Source organism: Sporosarcina sp. P33, from assembly GCF_002077155.1.
Classification (GTDB): Bacteria; Bacillota; Bacilli; order Bacillales_A; family Planococcaceae; genus Sporosarcina.
Genome location: NZ_CP015027.1, coordinates 307,902 through 326,754, shown reverse-complemented (window position 1 = coordinate 326,754; position 18,853 = coordinate 307,902). Strand labels below are relative to the sequence as shown.

Annotated in this window: 16 protein-coding genes; 13 read left to right on the top strand and 3 right to left on the bottom strand. The window is 38.9% G+C overall.

Annotated features, from left to right (window positions below; all coding sequences use genetic code 11):
- Positions 1–257: 257 nt before the first annotated feature.
- The 12 genes from SporoP33_RS01595 (at position 258) to SporoP33_RS01540 (ending at position 15,036) form a co-directional block, all read left to right on the top strand.
- On the top strand, positions 258–1,814 hold the full coding sequence (locus SporoP33_RS01595; RefSeq protein WP_081242122.1) for an acyl-CoA synthetase: 1,557 nt from the start codon (positions 258–260) through the stop codon (positions 1,812–1,814).
- 93 nt (positions 1,815–1,907) lie between these two features.
- Positions 1,908–3,086: an acyl-CoA dehydrogenase family protein gene (locus SporoP33_RS01590; protein WP_081242121.1), complete on the top strand. Its 1,179-nt coding sequence runs from the start codon at positions 1,908–1,910 to the stop codon at positions 3,084–3,086.
- Between the two features lie 74 nt (positions 3,087–3,160).
- A complete protein-coding gene (locus SporoP33_RS01585) occupies positions 3,161–4,342 on the top strand; it encodes an acyl-CoA dehydrogenase family protein (RefSeq protein ID WP_081242120.1) in 1,182 nt (393 codons plus the stop codon).
- A 587-nt stretch (positions 4,343–4,929) separates the two neighbouring features.
- On the top strand, positions 4,930–6,009 hold the full coding sequence (gene dctP, locus SporoP33_RS01580) for a TRAP transporter substrate-binding protein DctP (RefSeq protein ID WP_081242119.1): 1,080 nt from the start codon (positions 4,930–4,932) through the stop codon (positions 6,007–6,009).
- Positions 6,010–6,239: 230 nt separating this feature from the next.
- Entirely contained in the window at positions 6,240–7,433 is a 1,194-nt protein-coding gene (locus tag SporoP33_RS01575; RefSeq protein WP_081242118.1) for an acyl-CoA dehydrogenase family protein, read from the top strand.
- 27 nt (positions 7,434–7,460) lie between these two features.
- On the top strand, positions 7,461–8,597 hold the full coding sequence (locus tag SporoP33_RS01570; protein ID WP_081242117.1) for an acyl-CoA dehydrogenase family protein: 1,137 nt from the start codon (positions 7,461–7,463) through the stop codon (positions 8,595–8,597).
- A gap of 189 nt (positions 8,598–8,786) precedes the next feature.
- On the top strand, positions 8,787–9,290 hold the full coding sequence (locus tag SporoP33_RS01565; protein WP_231293281.1) for a TRAP transporter small permease: 504 nt from the start codon (positions 8,787–8,789) through the stop codon (positions 9,288–9,290).
- A gap of 6 nt (positions 9,291–9,296) precedes the next feature.
- The gene (locus tag SporoP33_RS01560) at positions 9,297–10,601 is read left to right on the top strand and encodes a TRAP transporter large permease (protein ID WP_081242115.1); all 1,305 of its coding nucleotides are present in this window, start codon (positions 9,297–9,299) and stop codon (positions 10,599–10,601) included.
- Positions 10,602–10,800: 199 nt separating this feature from the next.
- Positions 10,801–11,766, top strand: a complete 966-nt coding sequence (locus tag SporoP33_RS01555; protein WP_231293280.1) for an NAD(P)H-dependent flavin oxidoreductase — start codon at positions 10,801–10,803, stop codon at positions 11,764–11,766.
- Between the two features lie 368 nt (positions 11,767–12,134).
- On the top strand, positions 12,135–13,679 hold the full coding sequence (locus tag SporoP33_RS01550; RefSeq protein WP_081242114.1) for a class I adenylate-forming enzyme family protein: 1,545 nt from the start codon (positions 12,135–12,137) through the stop codon (positions 13,677–13,679).
- Positions 13,680–13,977: 298 nt separating this feature from the next.
- Positions 13,978–14,322 (top strand): hypothetical protein, encoded by a 345-nt coding sequence (locus SporoP33_RS01545; protein WP_231293279.1) that lies wholly within the window; start codon positions 13,978–13,980, stop codon positions 14,320–14,322.
- A 120-nt stretch (positions 14,323–14,442) separates the two neighbouring features.
- Positions 14,443–15,036: a dienelactone hydrolase family protein gene (locus SporoP33_RS01540; protein WP_081242113.1), complete on the top strand. Its 594-nt coding sequence runs from the start codon at positions 14,443–14,445 to the stop codon at positions 15,034–15,036.
- Between the two features lie 58 nt (positions 15,037–15,094).
- Here the strand turns inward: SporoP33_RS01540 and SporoP33_RS01535 are convergent, their stop codons facing one another.
- The 3 genes from SporoP33_RS01535 to SporoP33_RS01525 form a co-directional block, all read right to left on the bottom strand.
- On the bottom strand, positions 15,095–15,679 hold the full coding sequence (locus tag SporoP33_RS01535; RefSeq protein WP_081242112.1) for a helix-turn-helix domain-containing protein: 585 nt from the start codon (positions 15,677–15,679) through the stop codon (positions 15,095–15,097).
- Positions 15,680–15,912: 233 nt separating this feature from the next.
- A complete protein-coding gene (locus tag SporoP33_RS01530) occupies positions 15,913–16,695 on the bottom strand; it encodes an ATP-grasp domain-containing protein (protein WP_081242111.1) in 783 nt (260 codons plus the stop codon).
- Positions 16,692–17,558 (bottom strand): ATP-grasp domain-containing protein, encoded by an 867-nt coding sequence (locus SporoP33_RS01525; RefSeq protein WP_081242110.1) that lies wholly within the window; start codon positions 17,556–17,558, stop codon positions 16,692–16,694. Before SporoP33_RS01525 ends, SporoP33_RS01530 begins: the two co-directional genes overlap by 4 nt.
- Positions 17,559–17,619: 61 nt before the next feature.
- On the opposite strand from SporoP33_RS01525, the gene SporoP33_RS01520 reads away from it, so the two are divergent.
- Positions 17,620–18,831 (top strand): bifunctional folylpolyglutamate synthase/dihydrofolate synthase, encoded by a 1,212-nt coding sequence (locus SporoP33_RS01520; protein WP_081242109.1) that lies wholly within the window; start codon positions 17,620–17,622, stop codon positions 18,829–18,831.
- Positions 18,832–18,853 lie beyond the last annotated feature (22 nt).

Genomic DNA, 18,853 nt, shown 5'->3' with positions numbered 1-18,853 from the left:
TATCTAGTTTAATGACTGAAAACAATACTTCATTACTAGTTTCTACATATGCAACGTTCGCGGAAGAAGTTCAGGGGAAAAGATGACGACATAACACTTTCCGATGAAGAAACGAACAAGTTTCGTGGTTCCGCGTAGACGCTTTGGGATGAATGGGTGGAAGAAGCAACATGCAAAGGATATCCCGGTACTGAAAAGACTACATTAAGGTTTTTTACGCAGGCGCAGTTACTAATTTATGAAGGAGAGAAAATAGAATGTCTACATCTTCATTAGTATTATCCCAGCAATTATTAATCGGTGAACTGCTGAAACAAGCTTCACATAAAACGCCTGATAAAGAGTCTTTTGTTTTTGAAGACGAAAGAGTGACCTATAAACAAATGGACGACCGGGCCACGCACTTGGCAGGCTGGCTTCAATCCAATGGAGTTAAAAAGAATGATAAGGTCGGTTTTATTCTGAAAAACGGCTTGCCATTTATCGAAGTTTTCTTTGGTGTGTCTCTCTCAGGCGGCGTAGGTGTACCGCTTAACTTCCGCCTGGCCGCAAATGAACTGGAATACATTATTAACAATTCTGATACTAAACTTCTAATTATTGACAATGAATTTGCAGAAGTCATACTGTCCATCCAAGACAGAATACCTAACGTAGAAACCTTGGTTATTGTAAACAATACGGGGACCATACAAAACGGTATCACGTACAGTTCAATTTTTGAGGAACCTGTTTTGTACACACCATGCGAGGATCTGACTGACAATGACCCCGGAATGATTGTGTATACATCCGGTACGACAGGGAAGCCAAAGGGTGCGGTTTTGACACATAAAAACCTATATATTAATCGTCTGCAAATCATTTGGGAGACAAAGACGCCTTTATATGCAAAACAATTAATTATCCCGCCTTTATTTCATGTAGCGGCAATGGCAGGTCTGATAAAAAATTGCCTAATTAATGGAACCGCAGTTATTCACCGGGACTTTAATCCTGAAAATACTCTAGTAACTATTGAGAAAGAGAAAATCAATTCAATAATGCTAGTTCCAGCCATGTGGAACTCTGTACTTGAAGTGACAGATTTAGAAAAGTATGATTTATCCTCCGTCATTGAATGTTCTTCAGGCGGTGCAGTATGTCCGCTGGAGTTGAAAAAGAAGATTATGTCGACATTAAAAAATGCATCTTACAATGAAACGTTGGGTCAAACGGAAATGAGTCCCGCAGCGACGAGCTTAAATAACCAGGATGTTATCAGAAAGACAAAATCAGTGGGTAAACCTATTTTAGGTGTAGAAGCAAGAATAGTAGATGAAAATATGAATGATGTTCCTGTCGGTGAAGCAGGAGAAATTGTATTTCGCGGTCCTTCCGTGATGAAAGAGTATTATAACAACCCGGAAGGAACAGAAGAAGCATTTAAAGGCGGCTGGTTCCACAGTGGAGATATTGTAAGAGCTGATGAGGAAGGTTTTATCTATATTGTGGATCGGAAAAAAGACATGCTCATTAGTGGCGGTGAAAATATTTATCCCGTCGAAATTGAAGCAGTTCTTCATGCGCATCCAAGTATTTTCGAGTGTGCAGTGGTGGGTGTGCCGGATATCAATTGGGGGGAAAGTGTTAAAGCGTTCATTGTATGTAAGCAAGGTGAAGAACTTAGCGCTGATGAAGTCATTAATTATTGCACAAAACATTTGGCCTCCTATAAAAAGCCGAAATATGTAGAGTTTGTTGATCAGTTGCCGAGAAACGCCAGCGGTAAAATTTTGAAACAAGTATTGCGAAATGATCTGTTAAAAAAGTGAACGATGCAAAGGCCGGCATGAAATAATTTGAGAAAACTGTGCTTTTCATCTGAATTGGATAGTAAAAAAACAATTTTACCGGGAGATGACAAAATGAAGGCAGCGAGCGTTCTGGAGTGCGGAAAAGCTGATCGTTCATTCTTTACGGATGAACATACGATGTTTAGAGATACATTACAGAAGTATCTTGAGAGGGAAGCGGTTCCTTATTATGATCAATGGGAAAAAGATCGTCTGGTCCCCAGAACATTCTGGGAAGGGCTTGGGAAGAACGGTTTTATATGCCCTGAAATCAGCGAAGAATATGGCGGAATGGGACTTGATTTCGGATTCTCAAATATTCTTGGTGAAGAATTATCAAGAATTGGTGCAGGAATCCTCGGGATAGCAACGCACAGTAATATCATCGTCCCTTATATAGATTCATTCGGGACTGAAGAGCAGAAACGAAAGTACTTGCCGAAATGTGTTACAGGGGAAAGTATTACGGCAATTGCGATGACAGAACCTGGTGCTGGTTCTGACTTGGCTAATATTCGAACGAACGCAGTCAGAGACGGCGATCACTATGTATTGAATGGCGAAAAGATATTTATTACGAATGGTATTCATGCGGACGTGGTCATAGTAGCCTGCAAAACAGACACAAAGATTAGACCTGCTCATAGAGGAATAAGCCTGCTGATTGTGGAGAGAGGCATGCCTGGATTCTCACGCGGCAAAAAGCTGGAGAAGATGGGAATGCATAGCCAGGATACAGCAGAATTGATTTTTGAAGATGTGCGCGTGCCAGTTGAAAACCTGCTGGGTGAAGAAGGAAAAGGTTTTTCGTATTTAATGCAAAAACTGCAGCAAGAGAGACTGGTATCAGCGAATAATGTGCTGGTGGCTGCTGAAGATATGCTCAGTTTAACGGTAGATTATGTCACGAAACGGGAAGCCTTTGGAAATCCGCTGAGCAAGCTCCAGAACACTCAATTTAAAATTGCGGAGATGGCAACGCAAGTTCAGATTGGCAGAACATTTATGGATGATTTAATTGTTAAGCATATGAATGATGAGGACGTCGTGACTGAAGTATCTATGGCGAAGTGGTGGATTACTGATGTGGCGAAACGAATCTCGGGGGAATGTATGCAGCTTCATGGCGGATATGGCTATATGGAAGAATATAAGATTGCAAGACGCTATCGTGATGTTGCCCCTTCCACCATTTATGCGGGAAGCAACGAAATCATGAAAGTTATTATCGCAAAGCAGCTAGGCCTGTAATAGGTGACGGATTGTGACCGCTTACAAGATAGCAGGAAATGAAAAATATAATGAAGACTAGGAGTGGAAGAATAATGAACTTTGAATTTTCCGAGGATACTCAGTTATTAATTAAAAATGTCCGTGATTTTGTTTACAACGTGGTAGATCCGCTGGCAAATGAAATTGAGAAGACAGATGAAATTCCGCAATCCATAGTAGAGAAGAGCAAGGAAATGGGGCTGTTTGGCTTAAGTATTCCTGAAGAATATGGCGGTCTAGGTCTTGATACAGTAAGTAAATTCGCAATTCTTGAAGAAGTGGGAAGAACATCCAATGCGTATACAACCCTCATTGGCGGCCATAACGGTATAGGCACGGTAGGAATTGTGGAAATGGGGAATGAGGAACAAAAGAGGAAGTACTTGCCTAAACTGGCTGCCGGTGAACATATTGGAGTCTTTGGATTAACTGAGCCAAGTGCAGGCTCAGACGCCGCCAACATTAAAACAACTGCAGTTCGCCAAGGTAATAAATACATTTTGAATGGTTCAAAACATTATATTACGAATGCAACCATTGGAGATATATTTACAGTTATGGCTGTGACTGATCCAAGTAAAGGTGCGAAAGGAATTACATCTTTCATCATGGAAAGAAATACTCCAGGTTTCACTGTTGGAAAGAAAGAAGCGAAAATGGGGTTGCATGGCGCTCAGTCAGTGGAACTATTTTTTGAAAACTGTGAGATTCCCGTGGAAAATGTGTTAGGTGAGCCAGGACAGGGATTTGTAAACGCCTTAAAAATTCTGGCCAATGGCAGAGCGGCACTGGCAGCACGAAACTTGGGCTCATGCGTCAAACTGCTTGAACTTTCGCTGGACTTTGCGATGGAAAGAGAACAATTTGGCAAACCTATTTTCGAACAGCAGATCATTCAGCATTATTTGGCTGAAATGGATTTGGAAATTGAAACACTGCGGAGCTTAACCTATCGGGTGGCCTGGATGGTGGATCAGGGAATGAATGTCGTTCGTGAAGCGTCTATGGCGAAACTATACGGATCTGAAGCGTATTGCCGCATAGCTGATAAAGCCGTACAAATACACGGCGGACTTGGCTATATGCAAGACTATCCAATCGAGCGCTACTACCGTGATGCAAGAATCACCAGAATTTATGAAGGTACTTCTGAGATACAAAAAAACATTATCTCCAATCAACTGCGTAAAAAATATAATTTGAATAGGGAAAAGGGAGCGGCGCTGATTTTTTAACAAGCTTTAAAACTATAATTAATCCAGTAATCATATTTTCCTCAATTTAGAAGCGTTTCCATCTGCAAAGTTAAAGTAGTATGTGTTGAAATTGCTATGTAAAGAATAGTGAAAAATATTACTAATGGTATTCTTGTTGACGTCATAATAGTGGAACGAAATACAAAAGCAATTTCAAAATCAAGAAAGTTAGAAAATGGTAATGATCTAGGCTTATGTACGTTGGGAACTATTGTTTTAGATCCATGAATATCTATAGATAATATTTTGGTGAAGGGGGTAAAAAGCATGCTTATTCGATGAGAAAGTTTTTTTGGAAAAGAAAGAGTCTGTAGATGATGCGATGGTTGCTGTTGAATGATTGCCTAGTTTAACAACGGATTACTTGGAAGAGCGTTAAGTTTTAGCAATATCTGTAGAAAACTACGTAATAATCGCTTTTAAATTGCCGAAGTAGCAATAAAGTTGTAATAGGGAATTTTATAACAAACACATAATTTCTTAAGAATTTGGATTGAATTCCCAATGAATTTATAGTGAGATATTGATTCGGAATACACATTAAGGATAACAAAGGGGGAGAAAAGATGAAGATTACAAGAAAAATGTATTTAGGCTTTATGTTTGTTCTACTGGTCGGAATTTTATATGGTTGCACGGAAAATGGAAACGCTGCCAAAGGGGATGAAGATTCAAAAAAAGTTTTTGAACTAGAGCTTAATAACTGGGCTTCATCTACACATCACCTAGCTTATAATGTCTATGAACCTTGGAAGAAAATAGTTGAAGAAAAAACAGAAGGTCGAGTAAAGGTTAATATTAGTCATGGTGCAGCATTGGGAGCGGCGACTACAGTATATCAAGATGTTAAAGGCGGCCTTTATGACGTTGGAATGGTTGTAACTACTTACTCCAATGATACCGAGCTTTTTCCGTATACAATTGGGAATTTACCTTTTGCTTTTGAAGGATCAAAAGAAGCCGCTAAAGTGTTGGAAAAGTTTGGTGAGAAGTATGTAAATAAAGAAGTAAAGGATTTCGTTATAATGGGTGGTCCTACAGCGACAGATCCATATTCATTGTTTTCGGCTAAGCCAATTAATTCCTATAAAGATTTAGAAAAAATGAAAATACGTGTTAGTAGTAAAAATGAAGTAGATTTTATAAAGGAATTAGGGGCGGTTCCCGTTAACTTACCTGTAGCAGAAACCTATGAAGCACTTCAGAAACATACAGTTGATAGTGCATTGTATACTTTTATCGGGTCTGTTGGTATGAAGTTCTTTGAGCCAGGACCGCATATCTTAGTTCTTAATTCTTCGGTAACTCCAACAGTTCAAGTTATGAATAAAGATTTTTTTGACAGTCTCCCCGAGGATTTGCAAAAATTATTTGAAGAGGAGTTAAATCCGAAGCTTAGTGAGTTAGTTAAACATACTTACGAGACGGAGTACGAAGCAGCATACGAATCATTAGAAAAAGACGTTTCAAAGCGTGGTGAAATTACTATTCCTTCAGAAAAAGATATGAAAAAATATAAAGAGGCAGGAAAAGTTGCATGGGATGCTTGGATAGAAGAGGCGAATAAAAAGGGTTATCCCGGTGAAGAAATGGTAAAAGATTTTACTAGTATGTTAGAAGAAGAAGGGTATCCGGTTCCATATTAATATACCTTCCTGAAATTGCCATGATTTATGTTTACTTGTAAAACATTTTTTGGACTAGGGTAATTATAGTTCATGGCGGCACTCGTATATCAACTAGATAATTGTTTATTATTTTAATTACAGATTCGCTTATATCTAAAAGTAAAGTGTAAAGTCACAGTTTAATACTTTGCACTTTATTTTATTTATAAATATTTTTATAAAGTAAATTTTACAAGGAGATGAATATGATGGATTTCTCATATACGGTTGAAGAGGAAGCCTTTCGTACTGAACTTAGATCATGGTTGGAAGAAAACTTACCAGATGGATGGTTGGAAGGTGAGTTTAAAATTCCTAATGATGAAAGCAGCAGAATTGCATTTTTGAGAGAATGGCAAAGTAAACTATTTGAAGGAGGATGGTCAGGAATCTCTTGGCCTGCTGAATATGGCGGGAAAGGGGCTACTTTATTGGAAGAGGTAATTTATGAACAAGAAATGGCGCGGGTAAAAGCTCCGCCCATAATAAACCTAGTGGGCCTTGCGATGGTTGGCCCTACATTATTGCAAATGGGAACGGAGTACCAAAAACAAAGATACGTAAATAAGATTTTATCCAATAAAGAAATATGGTGCCAAGGGTATTCTGAGCCAAATGCTGGTTCGGATTTAGCAGCTCTTCAAACAAGGGCAGTTAAAAAAGGTGATAAATGGATTATCAATGGCCAAAAAGTGTGGACTAGTTTTGCTCAGTACTCAGACTACTGTTTTCTCCTTGCGAGAACAGACACTTCAGACAAAAAACATTATGGCATTACTGCCTTTATTGTAAATATGCATCAAAAAGGTGTAGAAGTTAAACCGATTCGCTCTATAAATGATCGCCCGGCTTTCAATGAACTTTTTTTTAATGATGCTGTTGCTTACGATATCGACATTGTTGGAGAAGTAAATAATGGTTGGTCCGTTTCTTTGGCGTTGCTAAGTCATGAGCGCGTTGGGGTAGCCAGAAAGGTATTTAGAATACAAAAAGTAATGGATGAGCTAATTGAAATATCAAAAAAAGAAAAAGAGGATGGATATCCATTAATATCAAATCCAATAGTTAGGAATAAATTAATTAATTTCAAAATTAGAGCAAAGGCTGTTTTGCTTACTTACTATAGGAATTTAACAGAAACTATTAGGGCAGGAAAGCCTGGTCCTACAGGCTCGGTTGATAAGTTACTGTCCAGTGAACTACTCAAAGAAATGTATGGGTTCGCATTGTCAATGCAAGGCCCGCTTAGCACTCTCTGGTTAGAAGATATTGCGATGAAGCAAGATTGGCAAGATGATTACCTTCAATCCCTTGGATCGAGGATAGCTGGCGGATCCTCTGAAATACAAAAAAACGTAATCGCAGAACGTATTCTGGGCCTGCCGAAAGATATAAAATATTGATCTTGTAAAAACCTGGAGGTGGATAAAATGGATTTTTCATTGAATGAAGAGCAAAAGATGTTTCAAACTTCAACACGACGATTTTTAACGTCTAAGGGTGATACATCATTAGCACGCGATTATTCAGAAGGAAATGAACAAATACTAGAGGAACTTTGGAGTGGCTTGGTGGATCTTGGTTATATGGGAATTACAATCCCCGAAATCTATGGAGGATTAGAATTAGGTTCCTCAACTCTCGTCCCCATCTTAGAGGAGATGGGACGTTCAGTAATACCGGGACTTTATCCTGAAACTGTAGCATTTGCAGTCCCTTTATTAATGAAGTATGGGTCTGAAACTCAGAAATCTAGATACTTACCAGAGATAGCCGCCGGTAAAAGAAAGTTTACACTTGCATTGTATGAATCAGATGGTAGATTTTCAGCTAAAAGTATTCAACTGCCAGCAAAGATGGAGAACAATGAATATGTTTTGCAAGGAAGTAAGACTCTTGTTCCTCATGCAGATATTGCAGAAACCATAATTGTCCCTGTACGTACAGATGGGAAAAACTCTATGGATGGTATCTCTTTATTATTGATAGATACTTGTCAAGTTAATTTGAAATTTGAAAAGCTAAGTAATATTGATCAGACAAGAAAATTGATGAAGGTTATGTTTGAAGATGTGCATATATCGAATGAGCAACTACTAGGGCCTGAAAATAAAGGTTGGGAAGTATTACAGTTCGGTTTTAATAATCTAAATACGGCATTATGTTCAATAATGGTTGGAGGAATGGAACGGATTGTTGAAATGTCCACAGAATATGCAAAAACACGAGTACAATTCGGACAGCCGATAGGAAGATTCCAGGCGGTAAAACACAAAATAGTTGACATGAAGTTAAAACTTGAAAATGCTCGTTCACTATCATTTTATGCTGCTTGGGCACTAGAAGAAAAATCTGATGACTTGGTAGAGTCTATTTCTCTCGCACGCGCATTTATAAATGAAAGTTATATTAAATCAGCTGAAAATAATATTCAAGTTCATGGCGGAATGGGTTATACATGGGAATTTGATTGCCACTTGTATCTTAAAAGAGCACTCTCTCTAGAAAATCACCTTGGTTCACCTACTTATCATCGTGAGGTAGCTATAAGTGAATTAGGCTGTTGAAATATAGGTTTAAATGAGTAGATATATTTATTGCCTTTAAGTAATTAAAACGCAAATTATTAAGGGAAGAACGCTAAATCACCAGTTTGCACAATTAAAGCTAAGCACTCGATCAGTGATTATTAAACCATTCCCATTATTATCTAATAATATCGGAATGCATTTTACATGATAGTGAGGTTTTGCGATTTGTTATCAAAGATAATACAAAATTTAACCCGCATTATGGAATGGATTGCTTTAATAGTAATGGCATTGTTAATGTTCTTTATCACTATAGCGGTAATTAGCAGAATGATTTTCTTCCCAATAATCGGTGATGTAGAAATAGTTCAATTGGGAATGGTTATTCTTATAATGGGCAGTATTGCATACACCCAGCGTATAGATGGTCATATTTCTATAGGGTTGATTGTTGACAAATTTTCTCCCAAAGCACAAAAGGTAATGGACTCTATTTCTGCCCTGTTAAAAGTAGTAATTACTTTTATTATTGGATATATATTTATTGGCATTTTTCTTGAACATAAAAATCATATAAAAGTAACTACGGATCTATTTGATATACCATACTATCCATTTGATCTATTTATATCTATAGCCTTTATAGCTTGGGGGTTGGAAGCACTTTTGAAATTCTTCAACTCAATAAATGATATATTCCAATTAAGTCATAAAGGGAAAGAGAAGTGATTAAAAATGTCATCTGAATTAATTGGTATACTAGGAATAGTTTTAATGTTTCTGTTAATGTTTTTAAGAGTTCCAATCGCTATATCAATGGTGATTCCAGCATTTTTAGGAATTCTCTATTTGAAGGATTGGAATACATTTACGACAGTCGTTGAAAGCATTGTTTGGGGTCATACCTTTAATTATAGTCTTAGTACGCTGCCTATGTTCGTTCTCATGGGTGAGTTATTATTTGTTGCAGGGATAAGTACAGATTTATTTGCGACATTTAAAGTGTGGCTAGGCCGTATTCGTGGAGGTTTAGGCATGGCGACCGTCGGCTCTTCTGCATTATTTGCTGCAGCATCCGGCTCAAGTCTTGCAAATACCGCGACGATGGGAGTCATAGCATCCAAAGAAATGTTAGATGCTGGTTATAATAAAACGCTTACTGCAGGTTCAATTGTTGCGGGGGGGACTTTAGGAGTCTTAATTCCACCAAGTACGTTATTCATCATTTACGGGATGATGACTGAGCAATCTATTGGTAAGTTGCTGATTGCAGGTATTATTCCTGGAATAGTATTAATGGTACTATATTTTATTACTATTTATATAGTTGTATTAATTAAGCCAAATTATGCTCCTAATTTCAAAATGAAAATATCTTGGAAAGAGCGATTTGTTTCATTGAAATCAACAATTTGGATTGTATTGTTATTTGTAATAGTGATAGGTGGAATGTATTTAGGGATTTTTAGCCCTACAGAAGCAGCAGGTTTCGGGGCTTTTACTACACTATTACTTGCATTATTTAGAGGAAAGCTTACATTCAAGTCATTTATTGGAGCGATGCGTGGCACATTAAGAACTACAGGGTTTTTATTTGCGATTATTATTATGGCATTTATTTTGAATTACTTTTTAATAATCACAAAGGTTCCACTTCTTTTATCAGAGTTCCTTAATGGGCTCTCTCTTCCTAACTACATGATCTTTGCGATTATTATCATAATGTATCTCTTACTTGGGGCGGTAATGGATGCACTTGCAATGGTTGTAGTTACAATGCCTATAGTCTTACCCATTATACATATGATGGGACTAGATTTGATATGGTTCGGGGTTATTATTGTTCTAGTTATCGAGTTGGCTATGATCTCACCGCCGGTTGGAATGAACTGTTTCGTATTAAGAGGAGCAGCATCAGAGTTAACTTTAGAGGATATTTTTAAAGGTGCAGTCGTATTTATGATTCCCATACTACTATTAATCATAATACTTTACTTGTTTCCTGAAATAGTTATGTATTTGCCAAACAAGATGTATTAACACACCCCATTTCCAAAATTATCATGAAGCTAATTAATGGGCTATTTTGGTTAGTTACATTAAATAACTATCGTGTTTCCATCTCGGCACGCATGCCTGTTTCATCGCCATGCAGTATGCAAACTTCACTGAATCTACTTACTAGTAGTTAAAAATGTTTTTTTACAGAAATGTGCATATAGAGAAAGGGTGAAATAGATTGGAAAAAGTAAGTCGTAAAGAATTACTCGAACAAACAGTCTTACCTGTTATTGTCTCTCCGATGTTCCTCGTATCAAGTCCTAGGATGGTTGTTGAAGCTTGTAAATCTGGAGTAATTGGTACTTTTCCATTATTAAATGCTCGTACGGAAGAGGATTTAGAGCAATGGCTAAAGACAATTATCAATGATTTGAAAGAAATAGAACAAGATGATCCAAAAAGGAAATGTGCTCCATGGGGTGTTAATCTAATCGTTCATAAGACAAACAAACGTTTTGAAGGTGATTTGGAGATAATTAAGAAATATAAACCTCCAATTGTTATTACATCGCTAGGAAATCCAGCGCCAGTAGTGAATGTTGTACAGGAATATGGGGGGCTTGTATTTTCTGACGTTATTTCAATAGAACATGCAAAAAAGGCTGCTAAGTCGGGAGTAGATGGTTTAATACTAGTATCCAATGGAGCTGGTGGACACGGCGGGACAATTAACCCGCTTGCATTCGTTGCAGAGATAAAGGAGTTCTGGGATGGAATAACTATACTGGCTGGTTGTGTATCCAGAGGCCGAGATATCCTTGCCGCAAAGGTGCTTGGGGCGGATTTCGTTTATATGGGCACGCGCTTTATAGCTACTAAGGAAACCTTAGCATCTGAAGAATATCAGGAAATGCTTGTTCAATCTACGGTTACAGATATTATTTATACGGACGCAATTACTGGAGTAAAAGGTAATTACCTGGTTCCGAGTATACGGAATGCAGGACTTGATCCGGATAATCTTGAAGGCCAAAAAGTTTATAACGTTAAAAAGCGCACAACTGAAGCTAAGGCCTGGAAGAATATTTGGGGGGCAGGCCAAGGGGTCGGATCAATAAAAAGTATTGAGCCAATTTCTCATGTAGTAGAAGAATTAAAAAAGGAATATGAGCAAGCTTTATACTCTTTAACTGCAAAATCATAAATTAGTAATCGGAGTATTTATTCTTGGGTATATTTAAATTCCATCATATTAACCTTAAATGCTAGTTTATGTATTTGTAGCGCTATGAGATGACTACTTATTACTCCGATATGCGACGATTTCACGTTCTAACTTGATCTCGATAGATAGTGTGTGAATCAATATCCCTGCTTAAAAATGAAAAGTGTAAGCAGAAAATCGCAAAAATCTGTCATGTGTATGACAGACTTCATTAACCAGCGCTTTTTATCAGCTAAGTGTCGTTATCTAGTATGAACTAGATTGGATAGGTTTTATTTATTTGTAATTTTAGTTTAGTTTGCTGATCAAAGTAAAAAAACTTTATACCAATAAGGGAGTAGAATAATATGGATAAGTCAATAGGAACAGTGCATTCTGGATTGAAGGTTTTTGCTAAGAACAGGGCTAATGATGTAGCAGTTGTTTGTGAAAATCAATCTCTTACTTTCAAGGAACTAAATCTTCGAGTAAATGCATTAGCTAATTCTTTAATTGATTTAGGAATAAAAAAAGGTGATCATATTGCCTTGTATATGCGAAATTGTATTGAAATGGTTGAGATATTTTATGCGATTTCCAGCGCTGGCGCGGTCTTAGTGCCATTAAACTATATGTTGGATAGAGAGAATCTTGCAGAACTTATCAATAAGTCTGACGCTAAGTATATTTTTATTAATCAGAGAGAGTATCCGAAACTTGAAGAAATAGCCGACAAATTAGAAGTTATTAATAATAAATCCATTATAGTTATTGAATCTGAAGCTAATAGTCTGTGTATAAATTATGAGGATTTGGTTGAAAGCGGGTCCCCCGAAGATCCAAAGGTAGAAGTAGCATCAGAAGACTTATTTGCAATATTATTTTCGTCAGGAACAACTTCTAGCCCTAAGGGGAGTAAAATATCGCATGGAACACAAGTATACCGTCAATTACGAACCTATATTGAGAGATCTGTCAGTAATAACGATGTGGTATTAATCACCGTCCCGATGTATTATTCGATTGGATTTAGTTTTTGTCTTTGGCCTGGTATGATGGGATCGAAAATTGTGATTACAAAAGAGTTCAATACCATTAAGGCCTTGGAATTAATAGAGGAACATGGTGTATCGCAAGCCTTCTTCGTACCTACTCAATATAATACTCTATTACAAGAACCTAGCTTTGATAAATTTGATTTATCTTCTTTAAGACAGTTAAGCAGTTCTGGTGCACCATTATCTAAGGAGCTCAAAAATGAAATTATTGCAAGATTTAATTGTAAACTTTTTGAATTCTTTGGATCAACTGAAACTGCTTCATATATTATAATGCATCCCGAAAATGTTGTTAATAAAACTGGGAGCATTGGACAACAAGTAAATTATATGGAAGTTCGTCTTCTAAATGAACAGGGAAAAGAAGTTGATATAGGCGAAGATGGGGAATTTGTGGTTCGCGGTCCTTTATTGTTCGATGGGTATTATAATCAACCCGAGGAAACTGCTAAATCATATTTACCTGGAGGCTGGTTTTGTACTGGTGATATGGGTAAAATGGATGAAGAAGGATATTATTATTTACTAGATCGGAAAAAAGATATGATTATTAGTGGTGGTATCAATATATATTCTAAAGATATTGAGCAAGTGATTCAATCCCATCACAGTGTATTCGAAACGGCAGTTGTAGGTATTCCTGATCAAAAATGGGGAGAAGCTGTTAAAGCGTTTATTGTTTTGCATCAAGAACAAAGTGTATCTAAAGATGAACTGATGCAATACTTTAATAATAAGTTAGCAAGGTTCCAAAAAATCAAGGAAATTGAAATTATTACCTCGCTGCCACGTACGGCATCTGGAAAAGTCCTAAAACGTGAATTAAGGAATTATCAGTATGAACACAAGAAATGAAGCGACCAAATAAGGTTAGAAACAATTATCTGATAATGTTTTTAGATATAAAATAATTGGTTCCCTACTGCATCAGGTATTTGGCTAGTTTAATAAATGAGCCGCTTCTAATTGTGAAATTCTTACATGACTTCGATATTCAATCGGAGTCATCTTTTTTATAATTAGCTGAATTATAATTTCTCATCAGTAGGTTACATTTTTCTATTTCACGGTTTTCTGGATCTTTCCGAACTTGAGAAATAATGTAGTTTACATAATATTATTATTAGTGTTTTTGTCAGGAGGAATGTATAATATGGGGGTATATATGGATATTGTACAGATTGTGTTTCCTTTGATACTAGTCGGGGGGATTATTATATTTGTAATTAAAAGATTGGATCGAAAAAATAAAGCAGGAGTTTTTGCAAAGAAGAGTTCGCAAAACGCCCAGGTGTTATTGGATAGTTTAATCCCTTTAGGAATGATTTTCGGAAGTGCTGCCAGCTTAGTGCTTAGCATAATTTTCCCGTTTCCTATACTGTCTTCCATCAGCATAGGAGCAGCCGTGGGTTTATTAGCTGGCTATTTTGCGTATCAAAGTTATGGTAGAACGAATGAAGTCAGTAAACAAAAGGTATTACTAAAGAAGATGATATAGGTTGAAAATATATTTTTTGTTTGTGATTCACATTATGGTTTCATTCAATTTAACCAACCGTTTTCTGAGAATGAAAATATTTATAAGTAAACCTAGAAATCTAGTGAGAGGGAAATCAGCATGCTTGTACTGGACAATAAATCTGAGACGTGTGTCATCGTTCTTCATGAAATATACGGGGTTAATCAGCATATAAAAGGCGTGTGCGAAATACTTTCTTCTTATCAATTTGATGTGATTTGTCCTGATTTATTAGGGCGGGGAATGGTATATGATTACGCACAGGAGAAAGAGGCTTATCAAAATTTTATGGAGCACGCAGGTATTACCGACGGATTACATAAAGTTCGGGAGCTGTTAGCTGATATTCAGCATAAGTACACGAAAATATTTATCTTGGGCTTCAGTGTAGGGGCAACAATTGCCTGGCTTTGCAGCGAAGAGGAGTGTGTGGATGGGGTTGTTGGATATTACGGTTCCCGAATTCGGGAATATACCGGCATCAGACCTGCATGCCCCGTGTTACTATATTTCGCAAAAACGGAGAAGTCATTTAATGTGTATGAGCTGGCACCGAAATTAAGCCAGTCAAATGCAGATGTGCATATATGTGACGGCCGGCACGGATTCAGCGATCCCTATTCATCGGCTTATAATGAGGAACTGGCTGGAAGAGCATTCAATAAAACATTGCATTTCTTACAAAATAGCTGAATGGGTATCTCAGACGGAAGCACTTCCTGATTGAAGTGCTTTTTTCGTGTGAAAAGGATTAGATATACTGATAATATAATCCCGCTTGTGTATCGTACCATAACAGTGTGCCGTGTTTCCGGTTTGGAATACGTGTCTGGAAACTCCATTCAGGATATTGTTTTATAATTTGCACCTGATCACCGGTGGCGAATGCGATAAAGGAGATATAATGATCTTTTGTCATCGGATGGCTGCTGGAAATATAACGCTCGTTATCTATTTCTTCAATAGACAGCTTTTCTTCAGCAGCAGCTTTCTTCGCTTCTAAAGCTTCCAGTTTTCTGCCGCAGCAGGATAAGGTGATGTCGCCCGTTGCCATGACGATGTTATTGCATGTCGGACAGACAAAGTACTTTGATTTTTTCATATTTCCTCCTATGAATTCATTGGACAGTAATTCACCGTCCAAAATATTTTCTATATTGACGCCTAACAGCTCAGATAGACTGGGGAGCAATGTGACATCAGGACAGCCATATCCGCGCTCCCACTTTGAAATCGTCCGATCTGATATATGCAATTGGTCTGCCAGCTGTTTCTGCGTAAGTCCTTTTTCTTTGCGCAAGCTGTAAATTAGCTCTCCAACTTTACTCGTATCCATCCGTTTTCCCTCCTGCTCTATATTGATCATAGGGGTATACAGTAAACGTTTCAACAAACGCTCCGTGGAGATGCAGGAAAGTATATATATTCCTGCTGTTTACTTCACGGATTCTATGAAATACATCCGCAAAATAATAAACAAGACCGTCACTGAACATCATTTCTTATGATGTCCGGCGGCAGTCTCGTTTATTTTACTCAAAATATCTTCCAAAATTAATTTGCATCCTGTCACTTCTCTAGCTGGTTTTTTACATATTCGAGCAGTTTCCCGGCAACTGAAAAGTCGTGTGTAACATACAGCGACCGCGCACCGACTGGATCTTCAATTTCATTCAGCAGCCAGCCGCCAGTGTTCGGAATGATGAAATCAATGCCGATATAGTCACTGGAAATTGCCCGGGAAATCGTTTGGACTTGTTTGGTTTCAGTCTCGTTCAGCGTATACTTTTCCACTGTGCCGCCGAGCGTGTAGTTGGATTTGAAAGAATCTTTGGCACCTTTTCGTTTTACCGCACCGAGAACCTCATTGCCGAGCATGAAAACCCTGATGTCTGTTGCGCTGGATTCAATGAACGGCTGCGCAATCAATTCTTCGGTAGGGTACCGTGCTAGAACGTCTTCTGCCTGCTGTGCGGTTTCGCAAAGAAAAACTTCACTGCCGCCGTGACCTGCGCGTGTTTTCATTACGCAAGGCAAAGGAGGAAGCTGATCCGCACGAAAAGTAGGGACGGCCGGTATACCAAGTAATGCAGCAAGCTCGAATGTGCGCAATTTATCATTTGCGATCTCTTGCACACGTGCCCGGTTGAACAGACGATAGCCCGCTCGTTCCAATGCCAAAGACAGCCGGGGATCGCGGTCACGGAATAGAATGAAATCGGCCGGTTCCGCAGGTGTTTCAGTCAGCAGTTTTAATTCAATGCCAAGTGAAGCTGATTCTTTTACTAATTCCTCGATGAACGCGGAATTTCGCTTTGCTTCCTGTTCGCTGTAATAAACGATGCCTTTCATTTCAGCTTCTCCAGTATGTACGAAATCATCGCATCAGCCACATTGATGCCCGTGACGTTTAAAAGGTTGCGTATATGCGCTGCGCCGTTTACTTCACAGACGAGCGGCTGTTCATTCGGACCGAATAATAAATCCACACCTGCGAATTCTGCACCGACTGCTTTGGCTGCTTCGAGCGATAGAAATTTCTGTTGTTCAGTCAGCTCCACGACTTCCGCAACACCGCCGTTTGTAATATTGGCACGGAAGTCCGTCTCAGAATGGCGGTACATTGCAGCAATAATTTGATCACCGACAATATTGACGCGCACATCCCGTCCTCTGCTCGTCTCGATGAACTCCTGAAAAACATAATCGACTCCGCGCAGTTCGTCCACTTTTTCACGAAACGCTTCTTTCGTCTCAATCAAATATACTTTCATGCCAAATGAACCGTGACCTTCTTTAATAATCAGCGGTAATCCGAGTGTTTCGAGCACTTGTTCATAATAACCGCTGTCAGCAATCGTGAAGTTCGGATACACTTTCGGCGCAATAATTGTTTTTGGCATCGCGACACCATGCTTCGCAAGCTCCAAATACTGCTTCGCTTTATTGTCGCATGTTTCGATTACTTCCGGATCATTGAAAACAGGGATGCCCGCCTGTTTTATATACTGCGCAAGCAGCGTGTCTTTATCGAGGAAGACGACAAAATCAGGTGTATTCTCGATTGGTTTTTGGAGATTCATATGCACTTCGTAGTTTTTTAACAGAGTCGCTTGAATTCCTGCCCGTTCTGCTGCTTCCTGTATGAGCCGCGCCTGATCGGCAAACTTATCGCTCGTCAGACTGCCATTATATATTACCCAACAATTTCTCAATCCCGATCCCACCTTTGCTATACTAGACCTATATCTTAATTTTAGCACAGGAGGAATTCCTTTGATTCCAAAACTTGATGAATATAAAAAACAATTTGACATAATGAGTGACGATGAGATTAAACCCGGACTTGATGCGGTACAAGAGGCACTTGCGTGTGTGCTGAATCCTGAACAGGACTTGCGCATCATCCACGTGGCGGGAACGAACGGCAAAGGTTCGACTATTGCAGTGATGGAGGCTGTATTGCGGGCGCATGGATTTGAAACGGGCGTATTTTCTTCGCCCGCCATCCTCGATATACACGACCAGATCCGAATCAATGGACAGCCGATCACGCCGGAAGAATTGGCATACGTCTTTGAGGAAATGGACGCTGCGGGACTGAGCGGCATGCTGACAGACTTTGAATTACTGACAGTGGCGGCGTTTTTGGCATTCCGCAATGCTGCCCCTGATTATGTGCTGCTCGAAACAGGCATGGGCGGCAGATTTGACAGCACAAATGTCGTGACGCCGCTTGTTTCGGTCATTACTTCAATCGCCCTGGATCACACCGGATTTCTTGGCGGCACTTTGAGGGAAATCGCTTTACATAAAGCAGGCATCATTAAACCGTATAAACCGGTCGTCATAGGAAAATTGCCGGAAGAAGCAAAAGAAGCCGTTCTGTCTGAAGCGGCATCTGTTAAGAGCATGGTGCGGGCATATGGAGAAGATTTCGCGATGAAGTCAGACGAAATCGAAACATTCACCGGCATGTCCACTTTTAAAATTCCTGCCAGAAACATGAAAGGACCGCATCAGGCAATTAATCACGCTGTAGCACTGGAGGCATTGCTTCAGGCAGGTGTACCGCTGCGGCAGGAAAAAGTCGCTGAAGCCATCGCAAACGTCCAGCTGCCGTTTAGGTTCCAGAAAATCAATGACAATGTGTATATTGACGGCGCACATAATCCAGCTGCGGCACGCATGTTAGTGCGTACGATAGAAGAACAGTTTCCGGGGCAGAAGGTGGACTGGTTTGTCGGGATGCTGAATACAAAAGATTACGCTGAAACACTGAAAATCTTGGCGCAGATCGCCAACAGTTTTACGTTCATCGATTTCCCGCATCCCCAGGCGGCGAAAGCAGTGGATTTACAGGCGGTTTGTCCTATAGAGGGCAGCCGTGTGATTGCATTTGACGATGAAGATGTAAAAATTTCGAAAAAAGACATAAAAGTCGTCGTCGGCTCCCTTTACTTATTGAGCAGTTTAATGAGACAATAGACTTAATAGAATGAGTTTTATA

What these genes read in the sequence shown, in the direction of transcription:
- SporoP33_RS01575 (WP_081242118.1), top strand. Translation starts at nt 6,240, where the DNA reads ATGGATTTCTCATATACGGTTGAAGAGGAAGCCTTTCGTACTGAACTT.
- SporoP33_RS01535 (WP_081242112.1), bottom strand. Translation starts at nt 15,679, where the DNA reads ATGGATACGAGTAAAGTTGGAGAGCTAATTTACAGCTTGCGCAAAGAA.
- SporoP33_RS01545 (WP_231293279.1), top strand. Translation starts at nt 13,978, where the DNA reads ATGGGGGTATATATGGATATTGTACAGATTGTGTTTCCTTTGATACTA.
- SporoP33_RS01585 (WP_081242120.1), top strand. Translation starts at nt 3,161, where the DNA reads ATGAACTTTGAATTTTCCGAGGATACTCAGTTATTAATTAAAAATGTC.
- dctP (WP_081242119.1), top strand. Translation starts at nt 4,930, where the DNA reads ATGAAGATTACAAGAAAAATGTATTTAGGCTTTATGTTTGTTCTACTG.
- SporoP33_RS01595 (WP_081242122.1), top strand. Translation starts at nt 258, where the DNA reads ATGTCTACATCTTCATTAGTATTATCCCAGCAATTATTAATCGGTGAA.
- SporoP33_RS01550 (WP_081242114.1), top strand. Translation starts at nt 12,135, where the DNA reads ATGGATAAGTCAATAGGAACAGTGCATTCTGGATTGAAGGTTTTTGCT.
- SporoP33_RS01560 (WP_081242115.1), top strand. Translation starts at nt 9,297, where the DNA reads ATGTCATCTGAATTAATTGGTATACTAGGAATAGTTTTAATGTTTCTG.
- SporoP33_RS01540 (WP_081242113.1), top strand. Translation starts at nt 14,443, where the DNA reads ATGCTTGTACTGGACAATAAATCTGAGACGTGTGTCATCGTTCTTCAT.
- SporoP33_RS01590 (WP_081242121.1), top strand. Translation starts at nt 1,908, where the DNA reads ATGAAGGCAGCGAGCGTTCTGGAGTGCGGAAAAGCTGATCGTTCATTC.
- SporoP33_RS01530 (WP_081242111.1), bottom strand. Translation starts at nt 16,695, where the DNA reads ATGAAAGGCATCGTTTATTACAGCGAACAGGAAGCAAAGCGAAATTCC.
- SporoP33_RS01570 (WP_081242117.1), top strand. Translation starts at nt 7,461, where the DNA reads ATGGATTTTTCATTGAATGAAGAGCAAAAGATGTTTCAAACTTCAACA.